The organism is Phyllobacterium sp. TAF24 (assembly GCF_052113785.1).
GTDB lineage: Bacteria > Pseudomonadota > Alphaproteobacteria > Rhizobiales > Rhizobiaceae > Phyllobacterium.
On sequence record NZ_JBFRDN010000017.1, the window covers coordinates 79,178 to 98,123 of the forward strand.

Sequence of the window (18,946 nt, forward strand, 5' to 3'; positions counted from 1 at the left end):
CCAGCATAGATAAGCTTCGCGACCTTTTGTTTGATCACACCCTTAATCTCAATCAGATCCGATCAATCACTGGAACACGGCTCATCAGGCGGCAAAGCTTACATATGCCTGCTCTCATTGAGCAGGCTGCTCATCTTCGCTTTCGTGCGACGTTTCGTCGATTGCCGCCGGCTCGCGATCAGGCCTTTGCACGTTCGCATCATTATTGTCGGAAGGCTCGATGACCTGCTCTTTTTTCGTGGAGGGGGATTGTTCATCCTGATCAATGATTATCGGCTCTTCCGAGGTGCTGACGGATGGTTCAGGCTGCGCGCTACTCTTTTTTTCCTCCGGTTCGCTACCCGGGACGATAGGCTCAACTACCGGTTCTTCTGCGGTCGACGGCACTCGTGTATTTGAATCGCCCGTTAAAGTTTCATCGGCAGTATTGTCATTGGGTTCGATCTGGCTGCCTCTCTCAATCGGAGCGGTTATCGTTTCTGGAGAGTCCAATGAGGATCTGGCGGCTTCTTTCTCCAATTCATAAGCGGGTGTGGAAGGTGTGTAGTCCACCTGCTTCATGTCGATGTCAGTTTCTGCAATTGGCAGGTTCTCGAAATAATTTTCGGTTTGATGACTCTCGTCAATCATGACGCTGACGTTCTGTTCAGCGTAGTTGTTGACCACCACTTGTGTCGATGCGTCGATATTGATGTTAATGTTGACAGTGGGCGTAAACGGATCGTCGTAGTAGCCCCAGTCTGTATAGGTGTAATAAGGCTCGTAATAGTCGGACCAGCAGGTCTGCCAATATTCATAGGTAACCCGTTCCACTACGAAGTAGCGGGTATAAGCCGGGTAGTAGGTCGTCGTGACGACCCGATAGCCGTCCATCCAGCCCATAAACGAACCAAGGAGAAAGACGGTTCGCTGATAGTTTGCGTCATCAATACGGTCCTGTTCGACCTGGTCCAATTGGGACGACAGTCTTCTGACATTGGCTGCGAGCTGGGTATTTGACCTTGTTTCGATTTGCAGCCTGTTCACCTGTGAGCGAAGCTTAGTTACCTGCGCCTTAAGTTCTTTTACCTGCTCGAAACTTGCCTTCACGGGTTTTGATTTGACTGGTTCGTTAAGCGCATAGCGCGTCCCATAGGCGGCCCAGTTCGCGGAAAGAGCCCTGACGCCTTCGCGCACCGTCGGATTGGCAATCCTGGCAGAATCCGAAATTGCTTCAATGCGGCCAACTGCAACAGAAAGACTGCTTGTAGCAGTCGTCATTTTCCTTGGGTCGCGGGAGTTAAGACCTTTTTCAAGGCCCCCAAGTGCCTGCAGTGCTTCGTTTGTCGCTTTCATAAGCATGGCATCCACCCGCGAGCCTTTTTTGGGTTCGTTTTTGTAAGCAACAAGAATGGTTGAAAGAGACCGGCGCATATTGAGTTGCAATTGGCCTGCATCAATCTTTGTAGATGATGCAGCTATAGCCTGACTGATCTCAAACAAAGGAACGGTGATTGATCCAGTCATGGCCAAAAGAAGGGCGCTGCTCAACATCATCGCTACACGGCGTGTTTTTCTGATCGAGTTCATTCTTGTCCTCTTGTGTATTGGGTAGGCGCGGGCAAGTCGCACGCGCAGCGTTGTCAGGTTCGGGTGCGGCTTTCGAGCCGCTTCGGTTTGTCGTGATCACCGTTGGGCTTGGTCTGCGCGCTTGCTTTTGTGCTGAACGTTCATCCGCACTGCCCCTGTATGCTTTCCTATGGAGGGGTAAAGCGTTAGGTTCTGCCGGGTGTTAGGCATCGATCGCACGATGAATCGAAGAAACGAGCGGGGGTGGATGCACCATAAAGAAGCGGCCCTCTACACCGTGCCGTCAATCTCAGGGCACCAATCTGCAATCGGAGTATTTCTCATACTGGCAATGTAGGTTGAATGATCTGCCGACATGCGATGGCCGAACGATCAACGTCGACGAGATGATTGCAAATAGAGCGGCCATATAGATGGCAGCTGGCATAACGCGAAATAGCATTTGCATTTTATATTCCTTTTGGAGGCTATCAAACGTCGAAAATGTGTGACCTTGGAGACTTTAATCGAGGCGATCCTGAAGGTTAGGACCCTGCGATCTAGCGTATTGGGAATTCGTCCCGGTCGGGCATATCGAAGGCTGGCGAAGACTCGTTACCAGTTTATCGTTTTGACATAAGGGCCGCCGGTTTGTCCGATACTGTATGAAAATCTGAAACGTCCCGCAGGCATGTCGGGCCAGGCAACCAGCATCGTAAAGAACATTCCGGATAGCGCAGCCACATAAATGAAGACTGGTACAAAACGAAACAGCACGCTCATGTTGAAGCTCCTGGTTTTGCTCGGATTTCGAAGAAACGTACCATCATGTGCGATCGCCTAATGTCTGCTCGGTTGCATGGTTTTGACCTCGTTGCCAATTCACTTGTTATGCTTTGACGGTGGCGGGTATACTTTATTGCGCCTGAAAAACCCGTGAGTGCGTTGTCAGCGAATTGTCAGCTTCATTGAACTAAGCTATCTCCTTGACGGGCGTAGATGGTTTTAGGAGGATGCGAGTGCGTTTTCGGCCCCTGAGAGCCGTGTTGCGGTGGGCGATTGTTGTCTTGGCACTACACCTTCCCAAGGCGGTGCAGGCACATAAATGGGCAAGTGACGTAGAGGGTGTCCATTACATCCAAATCTCCGACGATGGAGATTCGGATGGTTCACCGAGTGACGGTGGCACTGTGGGTGGATCGGACTCGGACGACGGGGGCTCCGATTCTGATGATTCCCAAGGCGATCAGCAATCTTACCCCAACGGTCCTGGCGGCAACCGGCCCGACGAGAAATTTGTCGGACCAAATGGCGCTTTGAGAGCCGTCCAGGCCAATAGAGCCCTCCCACTGGATGACATTGTAACCATTGCCCGCAACCTTACCAACGGCCAGATCATTGACGCGCGGTTACGCTCCGTGGGGGGTGTTCTCCAATATGAGTTAAAGGTGCTTGAGACCAACAGCGAAGTCAGCCGCTATTCTTTCAATGCCCGTACAGGCAAACTCATAAGAGTGAGGTAAACATGCGCATACTTGTTGCCGAAGATGACCGCCGCATAGCAGAGTCGCTTGGCGCAGCACTATCGGCCGCCGGTTTCCTCGCGGAATATGCGAGGGATGGAGAAGACGCCTGGTTTCGTGGTGACACCGAGACATTCGATGCCGTGATCCTTGATCTGGGCCTTCCAACACTGGATGGCTTGACGATCCTGAAGCGCTGGCGCCGCGCAGGACGTAACGTTCCCGTATTGATTCTCACCGCGCGCGGACAATGGGACGAAAGAGTGGAAGGAATCGAGTCCGGCGCTGACGATTACGTTGTTAAACCTTTCCGGATGGAGGAGGTTGTGGCACGCATACGTGCGATCGTGCGCCGATCAGGTGGCTTTGCATCATCTCAGATTGAAATTGGTGAACTGGTTCTCGATACACGGATGAGACAGGTCTCGCGCGCAGGCGTTCCAATTGTATTGACACCACAAGAATACCGGCTGCTCGCTTTCATGGCACATCAGGGCGGACGTGTCGTTTCACAGATCGAGATTACCGAACACCTCTACACGCAAGACTTCGAGGGCGGTTCAAATGCCGTTGAAGTCCTGGTCGGTCGCCTGCGCAAGAGATTAGGTGCCGATATCATCGCAACGCGTCGTGGTTTTGGGTATATCCTCGGTGGGGATGCCCCTTGAGAATCCGGTCTTTACGGGTTCGTCTTATACTGGGAGCTGKTATTTGGATTGCCATTGCCCTCGTATTGGCGGGTGTAACTATCGGATATCTATTTACCAATAATGTGGAGCGGGGCGCATCCGCAGATTTATCGGCGACAATGTCACGCCTTGTCGCCTTGATCAATCCGGACGCGCCCGGTGCCTCACCTTTGCTTACTGGCGCTTTGCCTGATCCACGCTATCAAACACCGGTCAGCGGTCTCTATTGGCAGATAACAGATCTTGGTACCCAGCAAAACATCCGATCACGATCGCTATGGGATCATGTTCTCAAGGTTAGCCCGTCAAATGAACGAGGACAGCTTTCTACCGTTCAAGGGCCGGTGGGCCAATCATTGCTTGCATTGTCCCTTACGGCACGCTTTGCAAAAACTAAAGATGAACGGCGCTTTCAGATCATCGTCGCTCAAGACAGGTCTATCCTCGATGAAGCGATCACCCGATTTGGGCGGGAACTGGCCTTAGCACTTCTGGTCCTCGGCCTCGTCCTTGTCGTTGCCGTCATCTTGCAGGTGCAGTTCGGTCTTTTTCCGTTTAAGAAATTGCGTAAGGATATTGAAAGTATCCGCAATGGTGTTGCTTCTTCAATCGATGCCATCTACCCGCTGGAAGTTGCAGCTGTGGTCGGCGAAGTAAATGCCCTCCTTGCCATGCAACAGAAATCTATGGATTTTGCGCGATCCCGTGCGTCCGATCTTGCTCACGGGCTTAAAACTCCGCTCACCGTGTTGGGCACGATCGCCTATGAGCTCGAAAAAGGCGGCAACACGCGCAGCGCAGCATCAATCGTCGATCTGACGAACGAGATGCGTGACCGGATAGATTATCAGTTAAGACTGGTCCGACTGCGTCAACGCGTTCGGATGCATGCACTTAGCGCGTCATTAAGCAGCGTTGTTCCCCGCACGATTGCGGTGTTGAAAAGAACACCCAAAGGCGAACAGCTGGTCTGGGTCGTTAATGTCATGGATGGTCTGAACGTCGACATCGACGTAAACGACCTTGTGGAGCTTGTCGGTGTGATACTGGAGAACGCTGCGCAATGGGCGAACACGCAAATTCACATCAATGCTAAGCTGGATGGCGCGTTTGTCGAATGGCAAATATCCGACGATGGTCCGGGCATTCAGGTTTCAGATCCCAGTAAGATTGGTCTACGTGACAGGCGGTTGGATGAGACAGGGACGGGCACTGGCCTTGGCCTGGCCATTGCTTCTGAGATTGTCTCCCTCAACAACGGAACGATTGCGTTTACATGTTCTAGTCATGGTGGACTTGAAGTCATTATCCGTTTGCCAAGTGTGGCAGCCAATTAGAAATGCGTTGTGTGCAAGGTTAAAATGCCATCCTGACAGATGCCGAGTCTCATCGACGGGCAGGGTTCAGCCCTCAACATTGCAGGCCGGCCAGTTGCCGAGTGGGCAGCCGCTCGATGCGTTTATTCAGTTAGGCGTTGAGGGACGGATCGGAAAAGACCGTTTATACGATTCCGATCCGTGTCCGCTCGCGGCATTCGATCATCATTTGATATGGTTTTAAGAAGAATCGACGAGCGTTTATGGATTTTTTGTCTCTTATCAAAATTATCTAAAACTTAYGCTTGGCGACATTTGTAAAGGAACTTTCCGGTATCCTTTGCCGCGCTCTGTTAGCCTCTTGTGCCAATTCTTCCCGAGTTGGGCACAATCAATATCTCACCAAAGAGGGTTGGTTGTGTGGTTAGGTTAAACCGACCTCAAATACGGGGAACTTCCGGTGCAACTCGGCGAAGGGCAGTGACGGGCCCCGACACGCGATCTGCTTCCATTGCAGTCCATCGCGCCATACACCCGTCATCCGCCGGGATCAGCCAGCTACTGGCGTGTTGAGAAGCTGCTGCTCCCAGAAATAGGCGATGCCGCTGCCCGCCGAGTGCGGACCGATGACCTTGTTCAATTTCTCGGCGGACTCGGCGCGGGCCCAATCGCGTTGCCACTCGGCGGCCACCGCCACCCAGGTCATCACGTTCGCGCCAGCTGCGATCATCCGCTGGATGCCGACCTGATGTGCTTCAAGTGACGTGCCGCCCGACGCGTCGGTGACGACGGTCACGTCCCAGCCTTCGCCCAGTGCCTGGATCGCAGGCATCGCGACGCAGATCTCGGTCCAAAGGCCAGCGATGATCATCTGCTTACGGCCGGTCGCCTTGACCGCGTCCACGACCTTCTTGTCTTCCCAGGTGTTGATGAAGGTACGGTCGATCACCTCCTGGCCCGGGAATACTTCGGTAATCGACGGGAACAGAAGACCGCCGCGCGCTGCGATCACGCTGGTCAGGATGGTCGGGACGCCAAACACCTTGGCCGCCTTGGCGAGGCCGGTTGTATTGTTGACGACCATCTGCGGGTCATGGCTGTTCAGATTGGCAAGTTGATAGGGCTGGTGGTCGATCAGGACGAGGACCGAATCTTCGGGACGAAGAAGTGAATCGAGGCCGTTGCGAAATGTCATAATAATTCCTTTGCTGCCGTTGAGTTGAATGGGTTGCTTGAGACAATTGCGAAGCGGTGTCTCTGACAAAGGATTGCCATTCCTGTTTTCGATGCGGTAGCGTCGATTCATGATGTGCTGTGTCGCAGATTGGGGAACGCTGAATGGATATCGAAGAGTTGCGTACGTTCGTAGAAGTTGCCGACGCTGGTGGGGTGTCGCCTGCCGCGCGACGACTGGGCGTGTCCAAATCGATCGTCAGTCGACGGCTTGCACGACTTGAAGCGGACTTGGGTGTCCAGCTTCTAGCCCGCACAACGCGAGGGGCGGCGCTCACCGAAGCCGGGATCACGTTTCGAGACTATGCAGCGCGTGTATGTGGCGAAATCGATATAGCCAGGGAGACGATCCTGCCGGCGGGCGAGTTGCGAGGCCGCCTGCGCATCGCAGCGCCACACTCGTTCGGTTCTACACATTTTGCACCGGTGATCGCGGAGTTGGCGCGCCGTCACACGGCGTTGCAGGTTCAAGCCTGCTATACTGACCGGTTCGTCGATTTGCTCGCCGAAGGGTTCGACTGTGCGATACGAGTTGGCACGCTTCCGGATTCCAGCCTTGTCGCCAGGCGGGTTGGGACGATATCCGCAAAGTATGTCGCGAGCCCGGCATACATCGAAAAGCACGGGGCGCCCGCGACGCCGGAGGAATTCATCACCCACCAAGCTGTGATGCAAGGAAATGAAACCTGGCCGGTGATGGATGGAGACACGCTCATCGCAATGAAAGTGCAAGGGCGGTTCAAGGCCGACAATGGCGTTGCTCTGGTCTCGGCAGCACTTGCCGGGATCGGTATCGCTGGACTGCCTGAAGACCTGATCTGCGAACATCTAGTCTCTGGGGCGCTCGTTCCGGTTATGACAAGCTTTCCAGCACCAGAGCTCGGCATCTTTGTCGTTCGCCCACCGGGCCAGCACCCGGCGCGCAAGATGCGAGTGCTTACCGAGATGCTGATCGAGTGCTTCAGGAACCCATCACATGTTGCGGACAACACCTCCGGGTGACCTAGCGCGCGGATATGTTGAAGAGGTGCTCTCATTCCAGCGGACCTGCATTCGGGTCACGCCATGAGTTAAAGGAAGGCACCATGGTTTGCGTCGTTGGATTTTTGTTCAATCTAAAGTGTCAAAAAGGTGCTATTGTCATTTGTATTACTATATTATAATAATACGGTGAGGTCTGGGAGGATCTTGAAAATTTGACCAATTTCGGGAGGAGAAATCATGATTTCCATGAAGAGAATTCTGCTTGCCAGTACGATTGCCATGGCATTCGCTGGAACAGCGAGTGCTGCTGATTTGACGGTGGGTTTTTCGCAAATCGGCTCGGAGTCCGGCTGGCGTGCCGCTGAAACATCCGTGTCCAAGATTGAAGCCAAAAAACGGGGTGTGGAACTTAAGATTGCTGATGCGCAGCAGAAGCAGGAAAACCAGATCAAAGCGATCCGCGGCTTCGTTGCTCAGGGCGTCGACGCTATTTTCATTGCACCTGTCGTGGCGACGGGTTGGGATACGGTTCTGGCAGAGGCCAAGGAAGCCAAAATCCCGGTTATCCTTTTGGATCGTACGATCGAAACGACAAATGACAGCCTTTATCTGACTGCGGTAACGTCCGATACGGTGCATGAAGGCAAGGTGGCCGGTGAATGGCTTGCAAAAACCGTTGCTGGCAAGGACTGCAAGGTTGTTGAACTTCAGGGCACGGTTGGCTCCAGCCCAGCCATCAACCGCAAGAAAGGTTTTGAAGAAGGCATCGCATCTGCCTCCAACATCAAGATCGTCCGAAGCCAGACAGGCGACTTTACGCGGTCCAAAGGTAAGGAAGTGATGGAAGGTTTCCTTAAGGCCGAGAACGGCGGCAAGAATATCTGCGCCCTTTACGCACATAATGACGATATGGCGGTAGGTGCAATTCAGGCCATCAAAGAGGCTGGTTTGAAGCCGGGCAAGGATATCCTCGTCGTATCGGTTGATGCCGTTCCTGATATTTTCAAGGCAATGTCTGAGGGTGAAGCGAATGCGACCGTTGAGCTTACGCCTAATATGGCTGGCCCCGCGTTTGATGCTCTGAAGGCTTTTAAGGACAGCGGCAAGGCTCCTGCAAAGTGGATCCAAACGGAATCGAAACTGTACACGCAGGCCGACGATCCGAAGAAGGTCTATGAGGAGAAAAAGGGTCTGGGCTACTGATTAAGCCCGTCGTGCCAGTCGCTTATTTAAGCGGCTGGCCACTGATCGACATTTGGCTCACCGGAGAGCGCAATGACGGACAAACCCAGTCTTCTGGCCGCTGAACACATTGGCAAGTCATTCATCGGAATGAAAGCACTTGATGATGTCAGTTTTGATGTAAGAGCCGGTGAAATTCATGCGCTTCTTGGTGAAAACGGCGCTGGGAAATCTACACTTATCAAGGTTTTGACAGGTGTGCATCGACCAGATGCGGGTGTGATCAAACTTGATGGGCAGGCCGTGAACGTGCGTGACACGCAGCATGCCCAGAAACTCGGGATCGGCACCGTCTATCAGGAAGTAAACCTGCTCCCCAATATGTCCGTTGCCGATAATCTCTTTATCGGCCGCCAGCCAATGCGATTTGGTTTTACCGATCGGCGATTGATGGAAAAACGTTCCCGGGAAATATTAGCTCAATACGACCTTGATCTCGATGTTGCGTCGGATTTGTCCCGTTATTCAGTCGCCGTCCAACAACTCGTCGCTATCGCGCGTGCTGTCGATATGTCCGGCCGCATTCTCATTCTGGATGAGCCGACAGCCAGCCTTGATAGCCACGAAACCGAGATCCTGTTTGCAATATTACGCCAGCTGAAGGCTCGTGGTCTCGGTATTGTCTTCATTACGCATTTTCTCGATCAGGTTTATGAAATCTGTGATCGGGTCACGGTGCTGCGCAACGGCAAGCTGGCAGGCAGCGCAACGACGGAAGTATTGCCAAAAATCGAGCTCGTTTCATTGATGTTGGGGCGAACTCTTGCGGTTGCCACGCACAATGTGCGCCGTGCCCGACCTGCGCCAAAGGTCAGGCAATTTTCCTTCAAGGGGCTCGGACGCAGCCGTAGCATAGCGCCGTTCGATCTCGATATCGGCCAGGGAGAAGTAATCGGTATGGCGGGTCTGTTAGGGTCGGGCCGCACCGAAACAGCCAGACTTTTGTTCGGAATCGATGCCGCCGATAAGGGACAGGCATCCATAGAAGGTAAACCAGTTCACATTCGAACGCCGCGGGAGGCTGTCGCACTAGGCTTTGGACTATGTCCGGAAGATCGCAAGTCCGATGGAATTATAGGCGATCTTTCTGTGCGGGAGAATATTTCGTTGGCACTGCAGGCGCAACGAGGCTGGTTCAACCGTTTGTCGCGCCGTGAGCAGACCGCTTTGGCTGACAAGTTCGTGCGGGCACTCGATATCCGAACCACCGACATTGAAAAGCCGGTCAAACTTTTGTCAGGCGGAAACCAGCAAAAGGTCATTCTGGCTCGTTGGCTTGCAACCAGTCCGCGTTTTCTCATTCTCGATGAACCAACCCGCGGCATTGATGTGGGTGCGCACGCCGAGATCATCACGCTGATCAATCAGCTTTGTGATGACGGCATGGCGCTCCTCGTCATTTCTTCGGAGATTGATGAGATCGTTGCTTACAGCACACGGGTTATCGTCCTGCGGGACCGCGTGCATCGGGGTGAGCTTTCCGGTGATGACATCACGACTTCAAATATCATGCAGATGATCGCGGCTGATCCAGAAGGGGCGACGGCATGAACCGCCTGAATACCGCAGCGTTGACGAGGGCAGCACCACAGCTCCTGTCGCTCGCTCTGATCCTTTTTCTCAACTATCTGGCATTTCCCGGTTTTTTTGAAATACGCCTTCAAGACGGACGACTGTTCGGCAGTCTGATTGACGTTCTAAACCGTGGTGCGCCCGTCATTATCCTTGCGATAGGGATGACCACTGTGATCGCCAGTCGTGGCGTCGACCTCTCCGTTGGAGCTGTTATGGCTGTTTCAGGAGCACTCGCCGCCACAATGACTGTGGCCGGTTATCCGGTGCCTGTCGTTATTCTCGCCGCGCTCGGTACAGGTTTGTTGTGCGGCTTATGGAACGGCATTCTTGTTGCTTATTTCGATTTGCAACCGATCGTAGCGACACTGATCCTCATGGTTGCAGGGCGCGGTATCGCACAGTTGATTACAGAAGGCTCCATTGTGACCTTCAATGAGCCTGGACTGATCTTCTTCGGAACCGGCTCATTTGCCGGTATTCCCATGCCCATCCTGATTGCCGCATTGCTTTTATTTGTAGCAATTACAGTCGTGCGGCGGACGGCACTTGGACTGTTGATCGAGTCTATCGGTATCAACAGGAGTGCCAGCAGTTATGCCGGGCTGAACAGCAAACTTTTGCTGCTTGTTATCTATAGTTTTTGCGGATTTTGCGCTGCACTCGCCGGGATCATTATTGCCGCTGATATCCGGGGAGCCGATGCCAATAATGCTGGCCTCTGGCTGGAGTTGGACGCAATTCTGGCTGTCGTTATCGGTGGTACGTCGCTTTTCGGTGGCCGTTTCTCGATTATTATGTCGGCACTTGGCGCAGTCATTATTCAGGCGATGAACACGGGTATTTTGCTGTCCGGCTTCCCGCCGGAATACAACCTCATCCTGAAAGCTTTGGTCATCATCGTCATCCTGCTGGCACAATCGTTTTCATCTCTGGGCGGATGGGCGTTTCTCAAGGCAGAGTTCCGCTCGAAGGGGGCAAAGCGATAATGAACACGCGACTTCTACCCTTCTATGCGACACTACTGATTTGTGCGCTCGCTTACGCCGCGTGTGTGTTTCAATTCCCGGCGATGCTCTCATTCCGCGTTGCAGGTAATCTGCTGACGGACAATGCATTTCTGGGTATCGCCGCTGTCGGTATGACTTTCGTCATTCTTTCTGGCGGGATTGATCTTTCCGTGGGGTCAGTGATCGCTTTTACAGGCGTGTTGCTCGCAGTCCTTATTACGCATTATGGCGTTCATCCGCTGATTGCTTTTGCAATCGCGCTGTCGATAACCACAGTCTTCGGCGCAAGTATGGGTGCCATTATCCATTATCTCGAAGTACCTGCCTTTATCGTAACATTGGCGGGCATGTTTCTGGCGCGCGGCATGTGCTTTGTGATGACAACGGATTCAATACCGATTGATCACCAATTCTATACAGCTTTGCAGGGTCTTTTTTATCGACTCCCTGGCGGTGGCAGACTGACCTTCATTGGTTGCCTTATGATCATCGTATTCGTCGCTGGCATCGTGATGGCGCATTTCAGCAAGTTTGGTTCTTATATTTACGCAGTCGGTGGCAACCGGACATCGGCTGAGCTGATGGGCGTACCGGTGGCCAGAACCACGATTGGAATTTATGCAATGTCGGGCTTCCTCTCGGGGCTCGCAGGTATTGTTTTTTCCCTTTACACCTCTGCCGGTTATTCACTGGCAGCCGTCGGTGTCGAGCTCGATACGATCGCTGCTGTTGTCATCGGGGGAACGTTGCTGACAGGAGGGGTCGGCTATGTCGCAGGTACATTTATCGGTGTGATTATCCAAGGTATTATTCAAACCTACATCGTCTTCGACGGTACATTGTCCAGTTGGTGGACAAAGATTGTTGTGGGTGTCCTGCTTTTCTCGTTCATTGCCATGCAGCGTATATTGGTGTTCCTATCGTCGAAAAGAACAACGGCTATCGGTGGGGGATGAATTGCCACGCAACGACCTTTCAAACTATGATTTCCGCACAGCTGGTTATTCGCATACCCATCATGGTCATGTCATGCGCGCGCTTGGCTTGCGCATTATCAACGGTGATTATGCTGAAAACAGTATTTTGCCCGGTGATGCAGAATTGTTCGAAAAGTTTGGCGTGTCCAGAACTGTGGTACGCGAAGCCCTCAAGACATTGGCAGCCAAGGGGTTAATTCAGCCTCGAGCCAAGATTGGTACACGTGTGCTCGAGCGTTCCCATTGGAATCTGTTCGACCCGGACATTCTGGTCTGGCATTTCGAGGCAGGTCCCACTCCGCAGTTCCTTTCAAGCCTTCTTGAAATGCGGTTGGCATTGGAGCCAGAAGCCGCAGGCCTCGCTGCCCTGCGTAGAACTGATGTACAATTGGAAAATCTCTATCATTGGGTTGAGAAAATGGGAGAGGCAGGCCAATCGGCGTCCAGCTTTGTTGACAGCGATCTTCAGTTTCATATCGCGATTGCTGATGCGTCCCACAATCCATTCATGCGCTCGATCAGCGCGCTCATTGAGGTGGCTTTAGTGACTACATTCACGATCAGCTCGCCCATACCTAATCCCGAGAGACACAGCTATTCGGTCGCACGGCATAGAGCCATTGCTGACGCAATCAAGGATCGTAATGTCGGAGCTGCCAAGGAAGCCATGCGCGGTGTCATTGATGATGGCGCAGAACGCGTGCTGGCCGCGACGACTAGCGAGACACACTAGTGGGTGAGTAGGCTTTAGCCCGCTACTTGTCGATGTAGGCAGCCAGTTCGTCGGGCGTTCCATTCGGGAAGGCCTGTTTCAGAAAATCCAGAAATGCAGACACGCGAGCGCTCAACAGACGGCGCGATGGGTAGAGCGCCCACAACGCAATGTCGGACCCATCGATATCGCCCCAATGCAGTAATGTGCCGTCGGCCATATCGTGGCTCACCAAGGAGATCGGCAAACGGGCTGCGCCAACGCCTGCCCGTACCGCATCCCGAACCATGATTATGGATGAAAGGGCGAGGATTGGCTCAATGCTGATCGTCAAATGTCCGTCCGGGGTTGTGACATCCCAAGTCTGCAGATTGCCAACACCGCGCACAATGCCTGGAACTGGGCGGCCTGCAGCGGCTCGGGGAAAATTGGGGCTTGCCACCACGACGAGGCGATCATGCAGAAACGCTCGGCCCACAAGGCTTTCGTCCGGATCCGGGTTGACCCGGATAACCAGATCATAGCCTTCCTCGATCATATCAACCGCTCGGTCCTCAGTCGTGATTTCCAGTCTCACATCCGGATATTTCAGTGCAAAACCGGCCGCGATCTTGCCCATGGCGGTCTGTGACAAAAGGAGCGGCGCGCTGATCCGCAATCGGCCACGTGGCTTCTCCGCCCCTGAGGCAATGGTGGCTGCCGTTTCGTCCAGCTCTGTCAGGAGAGCGGCTGTACGTTCATGAAGGGCGCGCCCTTCCTCGGTGAGCTTCAGGTTGCGCGCACCACGTTCAAACAGCCGCAGGCCAAGTGCAACCTCCAGTTCCGCAACACGCCGGGAAAGGGTTGCCTTGGGACGCCCGCCCGCACGGGCGGCTTTGCCGAAGCCACCGTGACGAGCCACGAGATTAAAATCGGCAAGTGCGACGAGATCCATGAGTGTTCCATGTGTGAGACGTCGTGACTAAATTAATGGTCTATCGGATCAACAATGAACCAGCCATATTCGAGGTGTCAAGAACTTCCAACCCGGAGATACTCTCATGAATACGATTGCAACAGAAACAGGTTTAGTCGCTGCACCGAAGATCGTGGTTCTCGGTGCTACCGGGCCGACCGGCCGCCACATTGTCAGCCAGGCCGTAGGTCGCGGCTATGACGTCACCGTGCTGGTGCGTTCGCCGGAAAAAGCCCAGGATATCAAGGGAGCAAAACTTGTAGTCGGAGATGCCCGCGATGAAAAAGCCCTGCGACAGGCAGTCAAGGGTCAGGACATCGTGATCAGCGCACTCGGCACACCCGCAAGCCCACTTCGTGAGGTCACTCTTCTTTCGATCGCAACCCAAGCCCTTGCAAGCGCCATGAAGGCAGAGAAGGTCTCGCGTCTTATCGCCATCACCGGTATGGGCGCGGGCGACAGCGCAGGGCACGGCGGTTATCTCTTCGACAAGCTGATCTTCCCCCTGCTACTGCGCAAGGTATACGCCGATAAAGACCGCCAGGAAGCCATCATCACAAGCAGCAACCTCGATTGGACAATCGTTCGTCCCTCGATCCTCAACAACCAGCCCGCGCGCAACAAGATCCGGACGCTCACCGATTTGAGTCATTTCCACGGCGGCAACATCTCGCGGGAAGATGTTGCGACGTTCATTCTAGATCAAGTCGCCTCTGATGAATGGCTGAGAAAAATACCGTTTATCACCTGGTAGTGGAAAAGGGGAAAACCCGCCTTTTGAAGAATAACCTCTAGCGGGTTTTCAATCTTAGTCTGCAAAGACCGCTGTGCTGATCACTGCAGCGAAACCCGGGCGAAGCATATCTGGGCGCAGTATCGCCTAAGATCAAGCCGTTGCCTCAATCGAACAATCAGAGATGGCTTAACCGCTTACCATAGAACTTCCGTCGACTGTGTGCCAAACAGCCAGCCAAGCCGACAACGTTGTGTCGTAGGCGGCAAAGCCCGTGAAACCGCAGGATGGGGCGATAGCCTTTCAAGTGTCTGGCGCTCAGCGCCGACCGTTTCACTTCCATACCATCCGCCTCGACCTGCTCTGCTTCCCCAAGAGTCTGACTCATAGGAAACGTTTCGGCGTCGCGGCTGAAGCGACAACGCTGCGATTGCTTGATAAGCCGCACGCGGACATTCCCCGCTGGCGTGAAAGCCTTGTCGCTTTCCGCGCGTTAAGATCAACTTGCCCGCGCTTGCCTCCAGAGACTAGATATTAGATGCGGCTGATTCAATTGGTCGTGCCCTTTGTTCAGTGGCAACGAGGATGTGCATTTCGACTGCCGCGAAAGCATACTCTTTTGCCATTAAAAACGTCCCGCTTGCCAAGAGAAATTGCTGCTGCTGATCGCAGCCCGGGCATCCATGGCCTCAGCGTATTTAACTGTGATCCATTCTCAGCGTTTGGTGGTTTTCGCGCCGTTGGCCCTTCAATGTTGGCGTGGAGAGAGATCATACCGTCTCACCTGTGAGACGCTGTGTCTAAATCGATGGTCTATTGGATCAATAACGAACCATCCATATTCGGGGTGTCAAGAAATTCTAACCCGGAGAAAATCCAATGACTATTCTCGTTACTGGTGCCACAGGCAGTATTGGTTCCCAAGTCATCGAACAGCTCGTCAACCGTGGGGCTGGTGTCCATGCCCTCGTCCGCGATCCTTCGAAAGCCGACTTCCCGGCAGGCGTTACTGTTGTGAAAGGTGACTTTCTCGATGTTGACTCGCTCCGCAGTGCCTTTGATGGCGTGTCCACACTGTTCCTGCTAAATGCCGTCGTGCCGGACGAATTCACCCAGGCTTTGATCGCCCTCAATGTCGCCCGCTCGGTTGGCATCGAACGGATCGTCTATCTGTCGGTGATCCATCCCGACGTCTACGTGAACGTGCCGCATTTCGCCGGCAAGTTCGGCGTCGAACGGATGATCGAGCAGATGGGCTTGCACGCGACCATCCTTCGCCCGGCTTATTTCATTCAAAACGATCTGACGATCAAGGATGCCATCACCGGCTACGGCGTCTACCCGATGCCCATCGGCGACAAGGGGCTTGCAATGATCGACACCCGCGATATCGCGGAGATCGCTGCCCTTGAACTGCTACGCCGCGAGCAGGCTACCCAACCGCTTCCGATCCATCGTATGAACCTGGTCGGTCCCGATATACTGACCGGTACGGATATCGCCGCCATCTGGTCAGACGTGCTCCACCGCCCGATCATCTACGGCGGTGGCGATACACAGGCTTTCGAGCAGAACCTCAAGCAGTTCATGCCGGCCTGGATGGCCTACGATATGCGCATGATGAGCGAGCGGTTCCTGACTGACGGCATGCTGCCTGAGGGTGGTGACATCAAGCGCCTGACGACACTTTTGGGTCGGCCGCTGCGCTCCTATCGCAACTTTGCATCGGAAAGCGCTGCCTCTGCCTGAGGCGGCCACTCCCAGATCCCAAATACCGAGGACTTGACAGGATATGACGCACGGATCGGATCATGCTCGATCCGATCCGTGCGTCGTGTCCTTGCCGGTGGGAACGTCGTGTTCATCAGTCGAACTTGACCAAGTCCTTAAAGATCAGATGACCCCAGTTATTTCCGTGCGCCTGGATTAGCAGTCCGCCCTCTGAAAGCCCGCCAAGTTTGACCGGCGAGAAGCCGAGATTTTCCGCAAGCGCACCAATCTCTGTTACGGCAGCGTCATCGTCGCTCGCCAGGAACACGACTCTCCTGCCACCATGTACGGCTGGGTCTTGGTCAAGGGTGGCAGCGACCAAATGGTTGAAGCCCTTGACCAGTCTACCGCCAGTGAAAGCCTGCGCGACGGCCTTGGAAGAAGGTTGTCCCCCCAGTTCCTCAGGGGGCACGCCGTAGGCATTGGTCACATCGACGATCGTCTTCCCCTGCCAGGTGGGCAGCACCTTCGCGACATCCTGGTGCGACTCGAAACGGACAGCCAAAAAGACGATGTCTGCCTTGACCGCTTCCGCCAGCTTTTTGGGAATGATTGTGGGTCCGATCGCGGCTGCGGCGGATACAAAGCTTTCCGGGTCGCGCGTGGTTGCAATGGATACTTCAATGCCGTTGCGGGCGAACGCCTTAGCCAAAGCCTGGCCGATATTGCCAAAGCCGATAATTGCATAGTTCATAATATTCTCCTTTGTTTTACTAAGCCCTGCGGGCTCCGGATATCGAATGGAGCGACCGCCGGGCGTGGCGCGTCAGAGTTGTGCCAGGCCGCCATCGACAGCGACTTCGCTGGCGGTCATGAAGCTGCTATCCGACGACGCGAGAAAGGCAGCTGCCGCCCCGATCTCCGCCGGATCGGCCATGCGCTGGAGCGGAGTCATTGCGCCGTAGGCCTTCTGGCCTTCCTCGCCCAGCGCTTCCTTCGCGAGTTCGGTCGCCGTCGCACCGGGTGACAGCACGTTTACCCGGATGCCAGTGCCCTTCAGGTCCTCCGCCCAGGTACGCGCGAGATTGCGCACTGCCGCCTTGCTCGCGCTGTAGGCGGTGAATGCCGGGGCGCCCGTGGTGCCGGCGCTCGATCCGGTCAGGATGATCGAACTGCCTTGGTCCATTAGCGGCAACGCCTTCTGGACCGTGAAGATCGTACCCTTCACATTGGTGTCGAACGTCTCATCAATGTGCTCTGCAGTGATTCTGCCGAGTGCAAGCTGGCTTCCCACCCCGGCATTGGCGAAGACGATGTCCAGCGTTCCGCGCTCGGCCTTCACCGCCGCGTAAAGCCGGTCGAGGTCGCCCTCATCGCAGACCGAGCCCTTCACCGCGCGGGCGTTGTGCCCAAGCTTGGCCAGAGCCGCGGCGAGCGCTTCCTGCCGGCGGCCGAAGATGAAGACGAAGGCGCCTTCCTCAATGAAGCGCTTAGCAGCGGCGAGGCCGATGCCGGTAGCGCCGCCGGTGATCACGGCAGTCTTTCCATTCAGTCTAGTCATGTTCTGCATCCTTTGTTGAAGTTGTATGGAAACCTGTGATCGTTGAAGTAGGTGCAAAGTTCGGCGCGTATCAGGGCGCAAGCGTGCACATCGGTGGTGCAAAAACGATCCAGCCAGATAACTGACGTCAGCCTCGACGATCGGTGTCCACCATTCAGAATTGGGTCGCGCTCGTTGAGGGAGCTATTATGACTGCCCGTACTGCTGTACGGTGTGAGCGATACGAAGTTTGGAAGGCGCACCGCGCGGTGCCAAATTACACCATGATCGACTTACACCATGATCGACTGGGATGACGTTCGTTACTTTCTCGCCGTGGCGCGCGGAGGCTCACTGCGAGCCGGCGCCGAACGCCTTGGGGTGAATCACTCGACCGCGCTGCGACGCATCGCACAACTCGAGGAACGCCTCGGGGCGGAAATGTTCGAGAAGCTGCCTTCGGGCTACCGCCTGACGCCTGCGGGCGAGGAGGTCCTCGAGCTCGCAAACCAAATGGAAGCATCGTCACACCAGCTGGAAACGCGCGTCCTCGGTCGCGACCAGAGCGTGCGCGGGCTTCTGCGGGTTACGTTGACACCGATTCTGGCGACACACCTGCTCATGCCGGACTTCGCCGATTTCGCGCGTCTGCATCCGGACATCGAGATGGAAATCTTGTCGTCCGGCGAGCTGGCAAATCTGACCAACCGAGAGGCCGACGTAGCGATCCGTGTCGTCTACGACCGCAAGAGCCTGCCGCTCAATCTTTACGGCTTGAAGGGACCAGAGCTGTTTGGCGGGGTCTACATGTCCCGCGGTCGACTAGCCAAATGGCGTGCGGGTGCGGCGGATCCCCTCCGGTGGATCGTCATAAGCCTGCATGGCATTCCGGAGTGGGCCAGCGAGGGTGAGGTTCGCACCACGGGCGTTCCATTCAGAACCACGGACGCCGCGGCGCAGATTGCGGCCGTACGGCAGGGGCTCGGGATCACGACACTGCCGTGCTTCATCGGAGATGCCGACCCCCTGCTGGCGAGGGTGCCGGGTACCGACCTGCACATGTACGGAACGCTCTGGCTTCTCACACAGGGGGAGACACGCAAGACGAAGCGCGTGCGGCTCTTTACGGAGTTCGTATCGCGCAGGCTCGCCGCTTACACTCCACTTCTCGCGGGACTGTCCATATCGCGCGACTGACGCCC

Annotated in this window: 18 protein-coding genes; 12 read left to right on the plus strand and 6 right to left on the minus strand. The window is 54.8% G+C overall.

Translation table 11 applies throughout. From position 1 onward, the window contains the following. Positions 1–114 precede the first annotated feature (114 nt). A complete protein-coding gene (locus AB4Y96_RS15675; RefSeq protein WP_441918370.1) occupies positions 115–1,569 on the minus strand; it encodes a hypothetical protein in 1,455 nt (484 codons plus the stop codon). 594 nt (positions 1,570–2,163) lie between these two features. Then, entirely contained in the window at positions 2,164–2,331 is a 168-nt protein-coding gene (locus AB4Y96_RS15680; protein WP_441918371.1) for a hypothetical protein, read from the minus strand. 236 nt (positions 2,332–2,567) lie between these two features. Here AB4Y96_RS15680 and AB4Y96_RS15685 point away from each other — a divergent pair, with 236 nt between their 5' ends. From AB4Y96_RS15685 to AB4Y96_RS15695, 3 genes are all read left to right on the plus strand, one after another. Continuing rightward, the gene (locus tag AB4Y96_RS15685) at positions 2,568–3,071 is read left to right on the plus strand and encodes a PepSY domain-containing protein (RefSeq protein ID WP_441918372.1); all 504 of its coding nucleotides are present in this window, start codon (positions 2,568–2,570) and stop codon (positions 3,069–3,071) included. Between the two features lie 2 nt (positions 3,072–3,073). Next, positions 3,074–3,739: a response regulator transcription factor gene (locus tag AB4Y96_RS15690; RefSeq protein WP_441918373.1), complete on the plus strand. Its 666-nt coding sequence runs from the start codon at positions 3,074–3,076 to the stop codon at positions 3,737–3,739. Positions 3,740–3,879: 140 nt separating this feature from the next. Next, positions 3,880–5,097: a sensor histidine kinase gene (locus tag AB4Y96_RS15695; RefSeq protein ID WP_441918374.1), complete on the plus strand. Its 1,218-nt coding sequence runs from the start codon at positions 3,880–3,882 to the stop codon at positions 5,095–5,097. A gap of 529 nt (positions 5,098–5,626) precedes the next feature. Here the strand turns inward: AB4Y96_RS15695 and AB4Y96_RS15700 are convergent. Further along, positions 5,627–6,271, minus strand: coding sequence for a hydrolase (locus AB4Y96_RS15700; RefSeq protein ID WP_441918401.1), 645 nt, complete (start codon positions 6,269–6,271; stop codon positions 5,627–5,629). A gap of 143 nt (positions 6,272–6,414) precedes the next feature. On the opposite strand from AB4Y96_RS15700, the gene AB4Y96_RS15705 reads away from it, so the two are divergent. The 6 genes from AB4Y96_RS15705 (at position 6,415) to AB4Y96_RS15730 (ending at position 12,827) form a co-directional block, all read left to right on the plus strand. Next, a complete protein-coding gene (locus AB4Y96_RS15705; RefSeq protein WP_091881933.1) occupies positions 6,415–7,311 on the plus strand; it encodes a LysR family transcriptional regulator in 897 nt (298 codons plus the stop codon). A gap of 228 nt (positions 7,312–7,539) precedes the next feature. After that, positions 7,540–8,496 carry a galactofuranose ABC transporter, galactofuranose-binding protein YtfQ gene (gene ytfQ, locus AB4Y96_RS15710; RefSeq protein ID WP_210276010.1) on the plus strand — a complete coding sequence of 319 codons (957 nt, stop codon included), beginning with the start codon at positions 7,540–7,542 and terminating at the stop codon, positions 8,494–8,496. 72 nt (positions 8,497–8,568) lie between these two features. After that, positions 8,569–10,086 (plus strand): sugar ABC transporter ATP-binding protein, encoded by a 1,518-nt coding sequence (locus AB4Y96_RS15715; protein ID WP_441918375.1) that lies wholly within the window; start codon positions 8,569–8,571, stop codon positions 10,084–10,086. Next, positions 10,083–11,096, plus strand: a complete 1,014-nt coding sequence (locus AB4Y96_RS15720) for an ABC transporter permease (RefSeq protein ID WP_441918376.1) — start codon at positions 10,083–10,085, stop codon at positions 11,094–11,096. The genes AB4Y96_RS15715 and AB4Y96_RS15720 overlap by 4 nt, the downstream gene beginning before the upstream one ends. Then, entirely contained in the window at positions 11,096–12,073 is a 978-nt protein-coding gene (gene yjfF, locus AB4Y96_RS15725; RefSeq protein ID WP_441918377.1) for a galactofuranose ABC transporter, permease protein YjfF, read from the plus strand. The genes AB4Y96_RS15720 and yjfF overlap by 1 nt, the downstream gene beginning before the upstream one ends. 1 nt (position 12,074) lies before the next feature. Continuing rightward, positions 12,075–12,827, plus strand: a complete 753-nt coding sequence (locus AB4Y96_RS15730; protein WP_441918378.1) for a FadR/GntR family transcriptional regulator — start codon at positions 12,075–12,077, stop codon at positions 12,825–12,827. A gap of 22 nt (positions 12,828–12,849) precedes the next feature. On the opposite strand, the gene AB4Y96_RS15735 is transcribed toward AB4Y96_RS15730, so the two are convergent. After that, the gene (locus AB4Y96_RS15735) at positions 12,850–13,740 is read right to left on the minus strand and encodes a LysR family transcriptional regulator (protein ID WP_441918379.1); all 891 of its coding nucleotides are present in this window, start codon (positions 13,738–13,740) and stop codon (positions 12,850–12,852) included. 106 nt (positions 13,741–13,846) lie between these two features. Between AB4Y96_RS15735 and AB4Y96_RS15740 the strand changes: the two genes are divergently transcribed. Together AB4Y96_RS15740 and AB4Y96_RS15745 are read left to right on the plus strand one after the other, a co-directional pair. Continuing rightward, the gene (locus tag AB4Y96_RS15740; RefSeq protein WP_441918380.1) at positions 13,847–14,515 is read left to right on the plus strand and encodes an NAD(P)-dependent oxidoreductase; all 669 of its coding nucleotides are present in this window, start codon (positions 13,847–13,849) and stop codon (positions 14,513–14,515) included. Positions 14,516–15,373: 858 nt separating this feature from the next. After that, a complete protein-coding gene (locus AB4Y96_RS15745; RefSeq protein WP_441918381.1) occupies positions 15,374–16,243 on the plus strand; it encodes an NmrA/HSCARG family protein in 870 nt (289 codons plus the stop codon). Between the two features lie 115 nt (positions 16,244–16,358). On the opposite strand, the gene AB4Y96_RS15750 is transcribed toward AB4Y96_RS15745, so the two are convergent. Together AB4Y96_RS15750 and AB4Y96_RS15755 are read right to left on the minus strand one after the other, a co-directional pair. Further along, complete coding sequence (locus tag AB4Y96_RS15750; RefSeq protein ID WP_441918382.1) at positions 16,359–16,958, minus strand: NADPH-dependent F420 reductase; 600 nt, start codon at positions 16,956–16,958, stop codon at positions 16,359–16,361. 72 nt (positions 16,959–17,030) lie between these two features. After that, positions 17,031–17,765, minus strand: coding sequence for an SDR family NAD(P)-dependent oxidoreductase (locus tag AB4Y96_RS15755; protein WP_441918383.1), 735 nt, complete (start codon positions 17,763–17,765; stop codon positions 17,031–17,033). Positions 17,766–18,044: 279 nt separating this feature from the next. On the opposite strand from AB4Y96_RS15755, the gene AB4Y96_RS15760 reads away from it, so the two are divergent. Continuing rightward, entirely contained in the window at positions 18,045–18,941 is an 897-nt protein-coding gene (locus tag AB4Y96_RS15760; RefSeq protein ID WP_441918384.1) for a LysR family transcriptional regulator, read from the plus strand. Positions 18,942–18,946: the final 5 nt, after the last annotated feature.